General features: G+C 72.8%; 11 protein-coding genes. 5 read left to right on the forward strand and 6 right to left on the reverse strand.

Going from position 1 to position 16,114, the window contains the following annotated elements:
• Nucleotides 1–29: 29 nt before the first annotated feature.
• The gene (locus ACN20G_RS35235) at nt 30–590 is read right to left on the reverse strand and encodes a TetR/AcrR family transcriptional regulator (protein WP_424217336.1); all 561 of its coding nucleotides are present in this window, start codon (nt 588–590) and stop codon (nt 30–32) included.
• A gap of 103 nt (nt 591–693) precedes the next feature.
• On the opposite strand from ACN20G_RS35235, the gene ACN20G_RS35240 reads away from it, so the two are divergent.
• The gene (locus ACN20G_RS35240) at nt 694–1,650 is read left to right on the forward strand and encodes an NmrA family NAD(P)-binding protein (protein WP_424217337.1); all 957 of its coding nucleotides are present in this window, start codon (nt 694–696) and stop codon (nt 1,648–1,650) included.
• Here ACN20G_RS35240 and ACN20G_RS35245 read toward each other — a convergent pair.
• Complete coding sequence (locus tag ACN20G_RS35245) at nt 1,634–2,083, reverse strand: spore-associated protein (RefSeq protein WP_424217338.1); 450 nt, start codon at nt 2,081–2,083, stop codon at nt 1,634–1,636. The two genes, ACN20G_RS35240 and ACN20G_RS35245, sit on opposite strands and share 17 nt — an antisense overlap.
• Before the next feature lie 157 nt (nt 2,084–2,240).
• On the opposite strand from ACN20G_RS35245, the gene ACN20G_RS35250 reads away from it, so the two are divergent.
• Nucleotides 2,241–2,711 (forward strand): hypothetical protein, encoded by a 471-nt coding sequence (locus tag ACN20G_RS35250; RefSeq protein ID WP_424217339.1) that lies wholly within the window; start codon nt 2,241–2,243, stop codon nt 2,709–2,711.
• Between the two features lie 40 nt (nt 2,712–2,751).
• Here the strand turns inward: ACN20G_RS35250 and ACN20G_RS35255 are convergent, their stop codons facing one another.
• The 3 genes from ACN20G_RS35255 to ACN20G_RS35265 are packed head-to-tail and all read right to left on the reverse strand — an operon-like array spanning nt 2,752 to nt 4,743.
• Nucleotides 2,752–2,922: an MbtH family protein gene (locus ACN20G_RS35255; protein WP_424217340.1), complete on the reverse strand. Its 171-nt coding sequence runs from the start codon at nt 2,920–2,922 to the stop codon at nt 2,752–2,754.
• 26 nt (nt 2,923–2,948) lie between these two features.
• Complete coding sequence (locus ACN20G_RS35260; RefSeq protein ID WP_424217341.1) at nt 2,949–3,785, reverse strand: ABC transporter permease; 837 nt, start codon at nt 3,783–3,785, stop codon at nt 2,949–2,951.
• A 46-nt stretch (nt 3,786–3,831) separates the two neighbouring features.
• Nucleotides 3,832–4,743, reverse strand: coding sequence for an ABC transporter ATP-binding protein (locus ACN20G_RS35265; protein WP_424217342.1), 912 nt, complete (start codon nt 4,741–4,743; stop codon nt 3,832–3,834).
• Nucleotides 4,744–5,066: 323 nt separating this feature from the next.
• Between ACN20G_RS35265 and ACN20G_RS35270 the strand changes: the two genes are divergently transcribed.
• From ACN20G_RS35270 to ACN20G_RS35280, 3 genes are all read left to right on the forward strand, one after another.
• Nucleotides 5,067–7,262, forward strand: coding sequence for a M20/M25/M40 family metallo-hydrolase (locus tag ACN20G_RS35270; protein WP_424217343.1), 2,196 nt, complete (start codon nt 5,067–5,069; stop codon nt 7,260–7,262).
• Between the two features lie 35 nt (nt 7,263–7,297).
• Nucleotides 7,298–7,795: an N-acetyltransferase family protein gene (locus ACN20G_RS35275; protein ID WP_424217344.1), complete on the forward strand. Its 498-nt coding sequence runs from the start codon at nt 7,298–7,300 to the stop codon at nt 7,793–7,795.
• Nucleotides 7,796–7,950: 155 nt separating this feature from the next.
• Nucleotides 7,951–15,201: an amino acid adenylation domain-containing protein gene (locus tag ACN20G_RS35280; protein WP_424217345.1), complete on the forward strand. Its 7,251-nt coding sequence runs from the start codon at nt 7,951–7,953 to the stop codon at nt 15,199–15,201.
• An 83-nt stretch (nt 15,202–15,284) separates the two neighbouring features.
• Here the strand turns inward: ACN20G_RS35280 and ACN20G_RS35285 are convergent, their stop codons facing one another.
• On the reverse strand, nt 15,285–16,067 hold the full coding sequence (locus ACN20G_RS35285) for a thioesterase II family protein (RefSeq protein ID WP_424217346.1): 783 nt from the start codon (nt 16,065–16,067) through the stop codon (nt 15,285–15,287).
• Nucleotides 16,068–16,114 lie beyond the last annotated feature (47 nt).

Here is a 16,114-nt window from a genome sequence, read left to right on the forward strand (position 1 = left end):
CGTGCACGCCGAGCCCCCGCCGGCCGCGATCACGGCCTCGGGCTGAGCCCCTCCACGGCGAGTCGGAAGAGGCGGCCGGCCTGGGCGCCGGGGTCCTCGTGGTGCTCCGTGGCCAGGGCGATGCCCACGGAGAGGGTCAGCAGGTCGTGGAAGGTGACGTGCGGCGCGACCGCCCCGTCGCGAACGGCCCGCTCCAGCAGGGGAGTTCCGGCCGCCTCGATTCTCGCGCCGCAGGAGTCGGGGGAGGCGTCCTCGGTCGGCGGCTCGTAGCTGAGGGTGTCGGCGAACCCGCGGGCCGAGACCGCGTAGTCGACGAGGGCGCGGAGCCACTCCAGTAGGGCGGTGCGGCCGTCCTCGGCCGCGCCCAGCCGGCGGGCCCGCTCGGCGAGGCCCTCGACGCGCTCGTGGAACACGGCTTCGAGAAGGGCCCGGCGGGTGGGGAAGTGGCGGCGCACGGTCGCCGATCCGACCCCCGCGATCCGGGCGATCCGCTCCTGGGAGGCATCGGCGCCGTGCGCGGCGACCTCGGCCTCGGCGACGGCGAGGATGCGCTGGTGGTTGCGTCGCGCGTCCGAGCGCTGACCGGTCATGAATCTCCTCGTTGCCAAATCGGCGGGCCCCGCCATATCTTAACGACAGGCAAAACGGCGGACCCCGCCGTTTTCGTTCCCCGGTGTGTGAGGAGCAGCGACCATGCCCGTCGACAGCGATACCGTCCTGGTCACCGGAGCCACCGGTCAACAGGGCGGGGCCACGGCCCGCGCCCTCCTGGCCGCCCGGATCCCCGTCCGCGCACTCGTCCGGGATCCGCACTCGGAGCCCGCCCGCGCCATCGAGGCGCTCGGCGCGGAGCTGGTCCGGGCGGACCTCTCCGATCGGGCCTCCCTCGGCCCGGCGGTCGAGGGGGTCCGCGCGGTGTTCTCCGTGCAGATGCCGCCCATGAGCGAGACCGGCGTCGACTTCGCGGACGAACTCGCCCAGGCCCTCAACCTGTTGGACGCGGCGAAGGCCGAGGGAGTGCGGCAGTTCGTCCAGTCCTCGACCAGCGGCGTCGGCCGGCACACCCGGGCCCCGGGCTGGGCCGAAGGCCGGTGGGCGGCGATGGCCGACTACTTCCACACCAAACAGGCGATCATGGACGCGGTACGCGGCGCGGGCTTCGCCCGTTGGACGGTGATCAAGCCCGCCTTCTTCATGGAGAACCTGCCCCTGCTGGCACCCAAGGGCCCCCAAGGCGGCCTGGCGACCGTACTGCAACCGGACACCCGGCTCGCCCTGGTGGCCGTACGGGACATCGGGAGCGCCGCCGCCCACGCCCTGTGCGACCCCGACCGATTCCACCGGGTGGAACTGGAACTGGCCGGTGACCTGCTCACGATGCGGCAGGTCGCACAGACCCTGTCCACCGCCTGGGGCGTGCCCGTCACGGCACCCGCCATGAGCCTGCGCGAGGCGCTCGACGCGGGAATGCCGACGTGGGGGGCCGGACACGACTGGAACAACGCGGTGCTCCAACCGGCCCGGCCCGCCTTCGCCCGAGAACTGGGCATCCCGCTCACGACCCTCGCCGCATGGGCCAACGAGCGCACGCGGAAGCGGGACACACCGTCACGACCCGTAGAGGGTCGTGGGATCAGCGAACCTCGGTGACCCGACGCTCCTTGAACGCACCACAGTTGGAGTTGTACACCTGCACGTGGACGTTGCTGATGCCCCCGCCCCAGTCGACGCAGTTGCCCTTGCCGTACACGTAGGCCGGACCCGCGTACGAGGTGTACCGGCCGAAGTCCTCGCCCCGCTCCCAGGTCGCGGGGACCTCGATCCACAGCGCCATGTCGACCGCCGCACCCGGGTTGTTGCGGATGGTCGCGACGCAGTTCTTGCCGTTCGAGGCGTTGTACGTCAGGTAGACGGTGCCCAGCGAGCCGATGGCGGCCGAGTTCACGGTCTTGTAGGCACTCCCGCAGACCTTCTGCGGGGTGGTGTTCGGCGCGGCGGAGGCAGGCGCCGCCAGCGCGGTCGTGGCCCCCAGGGCCAAGGCGGCACACGCGGTGGTGGTGAGGACGGAACGGGTGAGTTTCACGCTTCCCCCAACTGGTCATCGGAGTCGGTCACTCCTGCATGCTGTGACGTGCGACACGTCGCGGCGGTTGCAGTGCGGCCACGAGAAATCCGGTCGGTCGCTTGGGTGAGTACGTGTACTCATGCGCTGAGCGGGGCCGCTTGAGAGCCTCGGGGCCATGAGATGGGACAAAGGAGCGCTCACGGCCCTGCACCTGCTGACGGTCTGGGGGCTGATGACGGCCGCGGGACCGGCCCTCGGATTCACGGTGTTCGCGGCCGGCTGGGGAGGCGGCACCGGCGGCATGGCGATCGCCCTCGCCCTGGGCGTCCCGGTCGTGGTCCTCCTGCTGACCCTGGTGGCCCGATCGGCCCGAAACCTGATCCCGACCTGCGCCTCCACCGGCGGGCGCGTGCGCTGGGCGGTGGCGGTCTTCCTCCTGGGGACGTGCGGAGTCGTGGGCGGCATCGCCGCCTACTCCAAGGGAGTCGACCTGGGTAGCGCCGGCACGAGGTTCGCGCTGACCGGCCTGCCGTACACGGTGGCCGCGGCACTGTTCGTACCCGGATGGTGGGCCCGCGCAGGAGCACTGGCCGTACTGACGGCCGGGCTGCTCTACGGGGGAGCCTTCGGTCCGGTGTCGGCGTGACGCCGCGAGCACCGGAGGCCCGCTGGTGCCCTCCGCGGATTCAGACCGCTTCCGCCTCGATGTAGGCCACGCACGCCTCGCGGGATGCCTCGGTGTGCACGACGTCCCAACCCGCGGGCACGTCGATGCCCGCCGGCCACAGGGAGTGGTCGGAGCGTTCGTTGCGCAGCACGAGGTAGGGGCGGTCCGGGTTGTCGAAGGGGTTGGTCATCGTGGCTCCTGTGTCGGTCGGGAGGGTCAGTCGAGGAGTCGGCGGCTCATGCCCCGAACCGCGAGGAACCAGGCGAGCGCGGTGAAGGCGACGAGCACCAGGGCGTGCAGCCAGTCGCCCGCGTCGAGCACGCCGAAGGCGGCGTGGCGCACCAACTGCATGCAGTGGTAGATGGGGTTGACGGCGGCGGCCGTGCGGACCCACTCCGGCAGGCCGTCGAGCGGGAAGAAGACACCCGCGGCCATGACGAGCGGGGTCAGCACGCCCGAGACGACCAGCCGGAGCCAGTCGATCGCCGGCACGAGGGTGGACACCCACATCCCGCACAGGGCGAAGGCCAGCCCCGACAGCAGAGTGACGACGGGCACGAGCAGCAGAGTGGGACTCGCGGGGAGACCGATGGCGAGGGTGACCAGCAGGGGAACGGAGCTGTAGACGGACGACTTGACCGCGATCCACGAGGCCTCGGCGACGACCAGTTCCCAGACGTCCACCGGCCGGCTGAGCACCGCGTCGTACAGGTGCTGGTGGCAACGCCGATTGTAGGTCTCGAACATGCCCGCGAACGCGGAGGCGAACAGGACGGAGGTCACGACCATGCCCACGCCCACGAACTGGGGGTACGGCCGGCCTTCGGCCGATTCCACCAAGGCGCTGAATCCGAGCCCGAACCCGGCCATGTACACCAGGGGTTCGATGAGCGAGCCGAAGGTGATGGCGGGCCAGTAGCGTCGGAAGAGCAGGAGTTCCCGAAGCCACACGGCTCGCATCGTCGGCAGCAGTGTGGGCGTCGTGGCCTCTGCCTCGTCGCCGGGGACGCTCGTCGGCGTCTCGGCCTGGCGTGCCGGTGCGGCCCTCGTCATGGGGGGCGGGTCCCTTCTGATGTAGGGGTACGGCGAGATGCCGGGATCAGACGAAGAGCTCGCCGGTCAGGGCGACGAAAACGTCCTCGAGAGTGGTGGGCCGCAGCACGTCGGCGGGGCCCAGGGCCTCGCGCAGGTCGTTCGGCATGGTCTCGGCCCGCAGGACCGACACCGACAGTCCGGTACGCCGGCTCGTCAGGCCTGCGCGGGCTACGAGTTCCTCGACGGCGGTGCGACGGGCCGCGTCCCCGCGATACTCGGCGGCCTGTGCCCCGGCGTGGGCCCGCAGCAACTCCCCGGGGGTGCCCCGGGCGATCTGCCGGCCGGCGAAGACCACGGCGACCTCGTCGGCGAGGCGCTCGGCCTCCTCGATGTAGTGCGTCGACATCAACACCGTGGTGCCGGAGGCCCGTAGTGTCTCCATGACGTCCCACAGGTCCTGGCGGATCTGCGGGTCCAGGCCCACCGTCGGCTCGTCGAGGAGCAGAAGGCGGGGAGCGGTGAGGATGCCGCGGGCGAGCAGCAGCCTGCGCCGCATGCCGCCGGACAACGCCTCCACCCGGCTGTCGCCCCGGTCGGAGAGCCGCACCGCGGCCAGCGCCTGTTCGACAGCCTCCGCGTACCGGTGGGGGGGCATGGAGCTGAACCTGGCGAACACGTCGAGATTCTGGCGAACCGTCAATTCGGTGTCCAGATTGCTCTCCTGAGGCACCACGCCGAGCAGCGAGCGGACCGTGCGGGAATTCTCGGGCATGCGGTGCCCGAGGACCTCCACCGTTCCGCCGGTCGCCCGGCTCTGCCCGGTGACGAGTCGCATGGTGGTCGACTTGCCCGCGCCGTTGGGGCCCAACAACCCGAAGAACTTGCCTTGCGGCACATCGAGATCCAGCCCGTCGACGGCGTTCGTCGAACCATAGGTCTTCACGACGTCCCGAAAACGAACGGCGGGGATGCTCACCCCTGATCCCCCCATGTGAAAGTGGCTCGCGGAGCGGGGAAGCAGTGGCGTCGACCCGCTTGCATAGGCCCATACAAGCGCATGCCCCGTGTTTTGTGAAGACCTTGTTTCCTTCTGTGAAGCCCTGCTAGGTTGCCGAACGATCAAGCCCCCCACGAGGGCGCTTCGTCGAATATGGGGGATGGATGAGGCTGCGCGTACCCGCGCTTTCCGGAATTTTGCTGCTGTGTCTCGTCGCGCTCGGCTGCGTTCTTCCGGTGCGCGTTCCCCCGGCGGCGGAACCGGCGGACAGTGGGCTTTCCGGCTTCTCCGCGACGCGCGCCATGACCCACGTCGAACGCGTCGGGCGGGTTCCGCACCCCTCCGGTACCGCCCAGGCCGAGGAGGTCCGGGCCTATGTGACGGAGCGGTTGCGCGGCCTCGGGCTTTCGCCGGACCCGCAGGAGTCGACCGAGGTGTTGGCGGGGGAGGGCGGCGCGCATCTGGCGGGCCGCGTGCACAACATCACCGCCACGATCCCCGGGAGTTCCCCCACCGGCCGCGTGGTGCTCGTCGCGCACACCGACTCGGTGGCCACCGGTCCCGGCGCCTCCGACGACGGCCTCGGCGTGGGCTCCCTGTTGGAGATCGCCCGCGCCCTGCGCGAAGGCCCCGCACCGCGCAACGACGTGGTCCTGCTCTTCACCGACATGGAGGAGACGGCCCAGCTCGGCGGGCGTGCGGCGGCGCGACGACTGGCCGAGACCCGTCGAGGGCCCGATGTCGTCGTCAACCTCGAAGCGCGCGGAACCAGCGGTCGGGCCGTCATGTTCGAGACGGGCGCCCACAGTGCGGCCCTGGTGGAAGCCTTGGGGGCCGCCCCGCCGGTGGCGACCTCCCTCTCCGACGAAATATACCGACTGCTTCCGAACGACACCGATTTCACCCGGTTCCGGGCCGCCGGTGCGACCGGGCTGAATTTCGCCGTCATCGGCGGCAGCGCCCGCTACCACGGGCCCGAGGACGACCTGGCGCACGTGGACCGCGACAGCCTCCAGGACCTGGGGGGCACCTCCCTCTCGGCCGTCCGCGAACTGTCGGCCGCCGACCTCGGCGCGGTGGAGCGGGCCTCCGAGGCCACCTGGTTCAACCTCGGCCCGCTGCTGGTCCACTACCCGCAGGGCGCTGTCCTGCCCTTGGCGTCGCTCGCCGCAATCGCGCTCGCCGTCGCCGTCGGGTACGCCGCCCGGCGCCGCGCTCTGGGGCTGCGCGGGACGGTCCGGGTCGCCCTGACCCTGCCCCTGCCGCTCGTGGCCGCCGCCGCGCTCGGATGGGCCGCCTGGCAGGCCCTGCTCCTCGTCCGGCCCTCCTACGCCCTCTTCCACTTGGGCGATCCGTACCGCACGGGACCCGCCGTCGCGGGCCTGCTGGCACTCACGGCCGCAGCCGTGTGGCTGTGGCTGGTCTGGGTCGGTCGGAAGGCCGGCGCGGTGGAGACCGCCGCCGGAACGGCCATGTGGTCGGCCCTGCTGGCCATCGTCCTGGCGGTGCTGCTGCCCGGGGCCGCCTACGTGTTCACCTGGACCGCCCTGGGCGGTGCGATCGGTGTCGCGCTGGCCGCCCGCGCGGCCGAGCGTATGCTGTGGCGAACGATTGCGCTCACGGTCGCGGCCCTACCCGCGGTGGCGCTCACGGCCCCCTTGGTCGCCCTGCTGTTCCCGACCGTGGGGCTCGCGTCCGCCGCCGCCCCCCTCGCCCTGGCCGTTCCCGCCGGTGCGGCGCTGCTGCTGCCCCTCGCCCATGTGGCGCCCGCCGCCCACGTCCGTCGCGCGGTGGCGGGCGGCGTCGCGTTGGCCTTGGTCGGCGGCGCCCTGCTCGGCGTCCAGGCCGTGGTCGACACGCCGGACCGCGAGCACCCGCGCCCCGTCAGTCTCATGTACGCCCTGGACGCCGACCGGGGGAAGGCCGTGTGGGTGTCCGAGGACGCCGACCCGCACCCGTGGGTCACCCACTACACGGGCGACCGGCGGACGGACTCCCTGGAGGAGTGGTCCCCCGCACTGGCCGCACCGCCCGGGGGCCTGCTCGCCGGCCCGGCCCCCGTCGCCCCGATGTCACGCCCCGTCGTCACCCGGGTGTCCGACACCCGCGAGGGCGGCGACCGCACCCTGCGCCTGTCGGTGCGGCCCGAGGCCGGGAAGCCGACGCTGCTGGCCCTGTACGTCGACACCGCGGCGACCCCCGTCGTGGCCGCCCGGGTCGCCGGCTCGGCCCCGGACACCGGAGCCCTGAGCGGCGGCGTCAACCGCCCGCACACCGAATCCGTGTGGAAGTGGGGCCTCCTCCTCGTGGCCCCGGCCTCCGCGGGCACCGAGGTGACCCTCACCGTCAGGGACACGGGCCGCCCGGTCCGCCTCCTGGCCATGACCCAGGACGCGGGCCTGCCCGCCCGGGCCGTGGACCGACCCCGCCCCGAGGACCTCACCTGGGACCCCCACACGGCGGGCGTCTCCTTCGCCAGCCGCCTGTACGAACTCTGACACCCGACGCATCCGACAGAAGAGAGCGACCCCTCATGTCCTCGAACCCGAACAGTGCCGAGGAGAACACGGCGCCGCGCGAGCCGCGGCTGCGTGCGGCGCGAGCGGCCGACGCGGCCGAGATCACGGAGGTCTTCCTCGCCTCGCGGGCAGCCGCCATGCCGTACCTGCCCAGGATCCACACCGACGAGCAGACCCGGTACTGGATCGAGGCCATCGTCCTGCCCGGCAGCACGGTATGGGTGGCCGAGACCGGCGAAGACCCCGCGATCGTCGGCTTCGCCGCGCTCGACGGGACCGTCCTCGACCACCTCTACCTGCGGCCCGACGCCCGACGACGTGGCATCGGCTCCGCCCTCCTCGCCGCGGTCAAGGAGGCATCCCCGCACGAACTCTCGCTCCACGTCTTCCAGCGCAACGAGGAGGCCCGCTCCTTCTACGAGCACCACGGCTTCACCGCCGGGGAGTTCGACGACGGCAGCCGAAACGAGGAGAACGAGCCGGACGTGACCTACCACTGGACCGCCCGCTGAGGCCGGTGCGGCCGGGGCGACCGGACTCCGGCCGCCCCGACCGCACATCCATCGATCGACGGCCCGGGACCGCAAGGACCCCGTGCCCGCACACACCGGCAAAGAGTGGACGCGACCCCCACAGGGCGGCCGTGACACGGGGGAGGAACGAAGAAGTGCTCAGCGAAAGCAGGGTGCCGGGGGAGATCCCGCTGTCCTACGCGCAACTCGCGCTGTGGTTCAACGACCGGCTCCAGGAGGGCGACGCCTCCTACAACATGCCCGTGGCCCTGCGCCTGAGGGGTCCCCTCGACACGGAGGCCCTGCGTTCCGCCCTGGTCGACGTCATGACACGGCACGCGGCGTTGCGCACCGTCTTCCCCGACCTCGACGGCACCCCTTACCAGCGGGTCCTTTCCCCCGACGCGTTCGCGGTCCCCTTCACGGTCGTCGAGGCGACCGAGGACGATCTCCCCGAACTCATCGCCGCGACCTCCCGGGAATGCTTCGACCTGACCCGCGAACCCCCCTTGCGTCTGCGGGTGTTCGTCCTCGGTCCCCGAGACCACCTCGCCCTGATGGTCCAGCACCACATCGCCGGCGACGGCTGGTCGATGGCCCCGCTGGGCCGTGACCTGAGCGCCGCCTACACGGCCCGCTCCGCGGGCCACGCGCCCCAATGGGAGCCGCTCTCCGCCGACTTCGCCGAGTACGCGCGCGAACAACACGAGGGACTCGGCAGCCTCGACGACCCCGACAGTGGCATCAGCCGTCAGCTGGCCTACTGGCAGGAGGCGTTGGCGGACATACCGGAATGCCTGCACCTGCCCGCCGACCGGCCGCGGCCCGCCGTCATGTCCCACGAAGGCGACTACTTCCCCTGGGAGTTCCCCGCCGAGCTGCACCGCGAGCTGCTGGCCCTGGCCCGTACCTGCCGCGTCAGCCTGTTCATGGTCGTGCAGGCGGCCCTGGCGACCGTGCTGACCCGCTCCGGCGCCGGGACCGACATCCCCCTCGCCAGCCCCACCGCCGGACGCGGGGACTCCCGCTACGACGACGTGGTCGGCTACTTCGTCAACCCTCTGGTCCTGCGGGTGGACACCTCGGGTGACCCCACCTTCCGGGAACTGCTCAAGCGGGTCCGCCGGACCGACCTGCGGGGCTTCTCGCACCAGGACATGCCGATCGAACGACTGATCACGGCGCTCAACCCGCCGAGGTCCCTCGCCTGGCACCCCCTGTTCCAGGTCATGCTCGCCTTCCAGAACCTCCCCGAGGCGACGCTGTCCCTGCCCGGCGTCACCTGCGAGGTGGTGGAGGCCGACCCCGGCGGCGCCAAGTTCGACCTGTCCTTCAACGTCATGGAACGCAAGGACGCCGACGGCGGTCCCGCCGGCCTGACCTGCTTCGTCGAGTACAGCCACGACCTGTTCGAACGCGCGGGCGCCGAGGCCCTGATGCGGCGACTGACACTCCTGTTGGAGAGCGTCACCCGCGACCCCGACCAGCACGTCGGCGACATCGAACTCCTCACGGAGGACGACCGGGACCTCCTCCGCGCCCTGTCGCACGGCCCCGAACTCGAAGTCCCCGCCCAGAGCTACCACCGCGCCTTCGAGGAGCGGGCCGCCACCGACCCGGACGCGCCCGCCCTGGTCGCCGGCGACACCCGGCTCACCTTCGGAGAGCTCAACGCCCGGGCCAACCGCCTCGCCAGGGAACTGGTCCGACGGGGCGCCGCACCCGAACGCCACGTCCTCCTGCTGTCGGACCGTGAGGCCGACGCGATCGTCTCCGTCCTCGCCGTGCTCAAGTCCGGCGCCGCCGTGGTCCCCGTCGCGGCCGACGCCCCCGCCGAACGGCTCGCCGCCGTCGTCGCGGCCACCCGGCCCGTGTGCGTGCTCACCACCGGACGGACCGCCGACGGACCCCTCGGAGCCACGCCGGTCCTCGCCCTCGGCGAGCCGCGGGAGCGCGAGCGCGTCGCCGCGCACTCCCCGAACGACCTCACCGACGCCGACCGGGCCGGTGCCACAGGCCCCTCCGATCCCGCCTACGTCATCCACACCTCCGGCTCGACCGGCACGCCCAAGGGCGTGGTCGTGGAACACCAGGCCCTCGCACACCTCGCGCGGCACCACCGGGTCCGCCTGGTCCGCCGACACGCCCCGCAGGGCGGCCCCCGTGTCAACGTGGGACTGGTGGCCTCCCTCACCTTCGACACCGCCTGGGACCCCTTTTTCTGGCTGCTCGAAGGACACTGCATGCACTTCGTCGCGGACGAGGTGCGGCTGGACCCCCGGGCTCTGGTCGCCTATGTCCGTCGTGAGCGGATCGAGTTCCTCGACCTCACCCCGACCTACGCGCGGACGCTGTTGACCGCCGGGCTGCTCGACGAAGGCGACCACCATCGTCCCCGTGCGATCATGTTGGGCGGCGAAGCCGTCGGAACCGAACTGTGGGACCGCCTCGCGGGGATACCCGGAACCGCGGTCCACAATTACTACGGGCCCACCGAGTTCACGGTCGACGCGCTCGCCTGCGACCTCGACGACAGCCCCACCCCGAGCATCGGCCGCCCGCTCGACAACACCCGCGCCCACGTCCTCGACGAGCGACTGCGCCCCGCCCCCTTGGGGGTTCCCGGCGAGCTCTACCTCGCCGGCCCCCAACTGGCCCGCGGCTACCTGGGAGCCCCGGCCCTGACCGCCGAGCGGTTCGTCGCCGACCCCTACGGGCCGCCCGGGTCCCGCATGTACCGCACCGGCGACCTCGCCCGGCTCCGCCGCGACGGTCAGGTCGAGTACCTCGGCCGGGCCGACGAGCAGGTCAAGATCCGAGGCTTCCGCATCGAACTCGGCGAGATCGAGGCCGTGTTGACCCGGCACCCCGGCGTCGCGCAGGCGGCCGTGGTCGTCCGTGACGAGGACCGGGCCGAACCCTTCCTCGCGGCCTACGTCGTCCCGATCGCCGACCAGCCGGTCGACGCCGCGGCGCTCCGCGACCACCTGGCCGGACACCTGCCCGAGTACATGCTGCCCGCGGCCTTCGCCCGAATGGACCGGCTGCCGCTCACCAGCAGCGGAAAACTGGACCGGAGGGCCCTGCCCGAACCGGAGCTTCGCGTCGTCGACGCGGCGGGCCGCCGCCCGGCCGATGCCCGCGAGGCACGGTTCTGCGAGGTCTTCGCCGACGTGCTGGGGGTGCCGGAGGTGGGCCCCGACGACGACTTCTTCCGTTTGGGCGGTCACTCCCTGCTCGCCATGCGCCTGGTCAGCCGGATCAGAACGGTCATCGGGGCGGAACTGCCCATCCGGACCGTCTTCGAGGCGCGCACGCCGGCCGGCCTCGCCCGGTCGGCCGGCTCCGGCGACCGGCGACCCCCGCTGGTGGCGACCGACCGCCCCGAGGAGATCCCGCTCTCCGCCGCCCAGCGCCGCCTGTGGTTCCTCCAGCGACTGGAGACCGACAGCGCCGCCTACCACATTCCGCTGCCCCTGCGGCTCGACGGCCCGCTGGACATCGGCGCGCTCGGCGCTGCCCTGCACGACGTCGTCGTCAGGCACGAGGCGCTGCGTACGGTGTTCCCCGACCGGGAGGGCGTGCCCCACCAGCGGGTCCTGCCCCCGGAGGAACTGCCGTCCCTGCTGGACATCGTCCCCCTGAGCGGCGCCCGCGCCGAGGGCCCGGCCCTGGAGGAGGAACTGCGAGCCGCGGCCTTCGTGCCGTTCGACCTCGTGCACAGCCCGCCCCTGCGGGCCCGGTTGTACCTCCTCGGACCGGGCCGCCACGTCCTGCTCCTGACCGTCCACCACATCGCCTGCGACGGCTGGTCCCTCGGGCCGCTCGCCGCCGACCTGGGCCTGGCCTACCGGGCTCGCGCGGAGGGCCGCGAGCCCGAGTGGACGCCGCTGCCGGTCCAGTACGGCGACTACACCCTGTGGCAGGACCGGCTCCTCGGGGACGTGCGCACCCCGGGCAGCCTCGCGGCCGAGCAGTGGGCCCACTGGAGCAAGATCCTGGAGGGCCTCCCCGACGAGGTGCCCCTCCCGGTGGACCGCCGTCGCACCCCCGAGACCGGGCACGAGGGCCGCGCGGTCCCCGTCCGTGTCGACGCCGAGGTCCACCGAGCGCTCGGCGCCCTTGCCCGCGAGAGCGGCGCCGGTCTCTTCACCACCCTCCAGGCCGCCTTGGCCGCCCTGCTCACCCGGCTGGGCGCCGGAACCGACATCCCGCTGGGCACACCGGTGGCCGGTCGCACCGACGAGGGCCTGGACCACCTGGTCGGCTTCTTCGTCAACACGCTGGTCCTGCGCACCGACACGGAGGGCGATCCGACGTTCCGGGAGCTGGTGCACCGGGTCCGGGACGCCGACATCGCGGCCTATGCCCACCAGGACCTGCCCTTCGAGCAACTCGTGGACCTCGCCAACCCCGAGCGGCAGCCCGGCCGCCACCCGCTGTTCCAGGTGGCCCTGGTGGTGGACCAGGGGGCCGAGATCGCCCTGGACATCCCGGGGGTGAGGACCGAACGCCTCTCCGTCCGGCTCGCGCCGGCGAAATTCGACCTCACGCTCACCTTGACCGCCGAGCGCGCCGCCGACGGTGTCGAGGGGCCGCTCACCGGCACCATCGAGTACCGCACCGACCTGTTCGACGAGTCCACCGTCGAGGCCCTCGCCGACCGCCTGACGCGACTGCTCACCACCGTCGCGGAGGACCCCGACCGGCGCATCGGCCGGATCGAGGTCCTCTCCGACCACGAGCGGCGCCTCCTCGCCGAGTGGAACGACACCGGCCGGGACCTGGAGCCCGGCACGCTCGCCGACGCCGTCGCCGAGGGGATCGCGCGGACCCCGGACGCCACGGCGATCGTGGACGGGGAGCACGTGGTGACGTTCGCCGAGCTCGACGGGCTCGTCGGGGCCCTCGCCGGGAGGCTTGCCGCGCGTGGCGTCGGCCAGGGGGCCGTCGTGGCCGTAGCCGTGCCCCGCTCGCTCGACCTGATCGTGGCGGTGTGCGCGGTGCACCGCGCGGGTGGCGCCTACGTGCCCCTCGACCCCGACTACCCCGCCGACCGGTTGGCCTTCATGTTGGAGGACTCCCGCCCCACCGCCGTGATCGCGACCCCGGAGGAGGCGGGGAGGCTGCGTGTGCCCGAGGGCGTCAGCGTGCTCGCGCCGAGGGATTCGGCGGACACCGCCCGCGCGACCGCGGTGGGACCGGCCCCGGCCGACCCTGCCTACGTGATCTACACCTCGGGCTCCACCGGCCGGCCCAAGGGCGTGGTCGTCCCGCACAGCGCCGTGGACAACCGCCTCCGCTGGGGCCAGGAGTATCACCGGCTGACGCCCGAGGACCGGGTGCTGCACAAGACGCCGTCGAGCTTCGACGTCTCGGTGTGGGAGATCTTCTGGCCGCTCCGGGTCGGGGCCGCCATGATCGTGGCACGGCCGGAGGGACACCGGGACCCGGCGTACCTGTGCGAGCTGATCCGCCGCGAGCGGGTCACGGTCGCGCACTTCGTGCCCTCCATGCTGGACGCCTTCCTCCAGCACCCCGACGCCGGCCGGTGTGACTCACTGCGCCTGGTCGTCGTCGGAGGCGAGGCCCTGACCACGGCGACCGCGCGTCGGTTCCACCAGGTGCTGCCGGGGGTCCGCTTGGTCGACCAGTACGGTCCGACCGAGGCGGCCATCGAGGTGACCGCGTGGACCTGCCGTCCCGAGGACGACGACGGTCGGCCCGTCCCCATCGGCCGCCCGGTGTGGAACACGCGCGTCCACGTCCTCGACGGCGAACTTCGCCAGGTCCCGCCCGGTGTCGTCGGAGAGCTGTACCTGGACGGCGCACAACTGGCGTACGGGTACCTGCGGCGCCCCGGACTGACCGCCGAGCGGTTCGTGGCCAACCCCTACGGTGGGCCCGGATCGCGCATGTACCGCACGGGTGACCTGGCCCGGCTGCGTTCCGACGGGGCCGTCGAATACCTGGGCCGGGTCGACGGCCAGGTCAAGGTCCGCGGTTTCCGCATCGAGCTCGGCGAGATCGAGGCCGCGTTGGGTGAACACCCGGCCGTCGCGGCGGGAGTCGTCATGGTCCGACAGGACAAGGGCGCACCCCGGATCGTCGCCTACGCGGTGCCGGTGGCCGGCGTGACGGCTCCCACCGTCGAGGAACTCCGCGAGCACCTGCGCGGTCGGCTTCCCGAGCACATGGTGCCCACCGGCTACGTCACGCTCGACGGCCTTCCGGTCACGCCCAACGGCAAGCTGGACCGCGCCGCGCTGCCCGAGCCCACCGCCCCGATCGTCGGGGGCGCGAGGCCCCCCAGGGCGCCGGTCACCCCGTTGGAGGCGGCCCTGACCGCCCTGTTCGCGGAGGTCCTGGACCTTCCGACGGTCGGACCCGAGGACGACTTCTTCCTGTCGGGCGGACACTCGCTCATGATGGTCCGCCTCGTCGAGCGCCTGCGTGCCGACCTCGGAGTGGACCTGCCGATTCGTGCCCTCTTCGACAACCCGTCACCGAGCGCGCTCGCGGTCCGGATCGCGAGGGAGCCCGGTGTGGAGGCCCGACTCGCCCCCGGCCCGGTGCCCTGGGAGCCGCTGCTGCCGTTGCGCTCCCAAGGCGGCCGCGCGCCGCTGTTCTGCGTCCACCCGGTCGTCGGCGACGGCTTCGGCTATGTGGGGCTGCTGCGCGCCTTGGGCCCCGACCAGCCCGTGTACGCGCTCCAGGGCATCGGCCCGGCGGGCGGGCGGGCGCGGCCCGCCACGATGGGCGGACTCGCCGCCGAATACGTCTCCCGAATCCTGGAGGTGCAGCCCCGGGGCCCCTACCGGCTCCTCGGCTGGTCCTTCGGCGGCGTGCTGGTCCACGAGATGGCCGTGCAGCTCAGGGAACGCGGCGAGCGGGTCGAGCTCCTGGCGATGCTCGACAGCGTCCCGCCCAACGAGCACGACCGGCGGGCGCACGCGGACGGGGTCGACGAGGCCGACGTCCTGCGCGCCCTCCTCGACGCCGTGGGCGCGTCGCCGGCGGAGATCGCCGCCGTCGACGAGGGCCGGGTGCCCGCACCCGAGGAGTTGTTGAGCCTGCTCGCCCCGACCCTGGGGGCCTCGGCACCCGCCGACCCGGCGGCGCTGGAGGCACTGATCGACACCTGCCGCTACCACGGCGAGCTCATGGTCCGCTGGGTGCCGCGGGTGTTCGACGGAGACCTGCTCAGCTTCACGGCTGCGGCGGAGACGCGGCGGGCCGGGACGGTGGGCCGTGCGACGGCCGCCGAACTGTGGGGGCCGTACGTCAGGGGGCCGGTGGTGGACCACGCCGTCGACGCCCGACACCTCGAACTCGTCGAACCCGGGCACATCGACTTCATCGGCGAGATCGTCTCCGGTGAACTGGCCCGCCGAGGCGACCGGTGACCCCGGTCGGCCATCGGTCCGCAGTGCGCGCCGGCGACGCCTCTCCGCACGCCCCTCGGGCGTGCGGAGAGGCCGCGCCGGCCTCACCCCCCGGCCGGGGCCGCGTGCTCCCGTACCGCGTCGGCGATCTCGGTCATCACCTCGGCCGCCCGGGCGTGGAGGAAGAAGTGGTCACCGGGCAGGATCCGTCGACGGAACCCACCTGTGGTCATCGCCCGCCAGCCGGTGATCCACTCGGGCCCCGCCAGCCGGTCGTCCGATCCGCCCAAGGCCACCAGGGGGCACGGCAGCACGGTCGGCCGGACCTCCGTCATGTACCGCGCCAGCAGGCCGAGATCGGCCCGCATCACGGGCAGCAGCATCTCCAGCAGTTCCGGGTGCGCCAGTATCTCGGCCGGTGTGCCGCCCAGTTCGACGATCCCGTCCAGCAGTTCCCCGTCGTTGCGCTCGTGCAGCGGCAGGGCCACCGGGGCGCCCGGCGGACGACAGCCGGACACGACCACGGCGCGGGGCAGCGGCCGGCCGGCCCCGACCAGGCGACGCGTGGTCTCGTAGGCGATCTGCGCGCCCATGCTGTGCCCCATGAGGAGGAACGGCTCCTCCTCGGGGCGTTCGGCCAGGACCGCGAGGAGCCCGTCGACGACCTCGTCCATGGAGGAGAGCAGGGGTTCGCGCATGCGGGTCCCTCGGCCGGGAAGCTCCACGGGGACGAACCTCAGCCCCGCCGGGACCTCCTGAGAACGGGACCAGGAGAGGTACGAACCGGCCGAACCCCCGGCGTGCGGGAGGCAGTAGACGCGGGCGTCCCCCGCTCCGCCGTCCGCGTCGGGGCCGGTCTCCCAAGGCGTCCATCGGTTCCGTGTCACTGCACTCCGCCCTTCTGTTCCCAAGATGTTTCCCACGGGCCCGCGGC

It is taken from the genome of Streptomyces dryopteridis (assembly GCF_049606955.1).
Classification (GTDB): Bacteria; Actinomycetota; Actinomycetes; order Streptomycetales; family Streptomycetaceae; genus Streptomyces.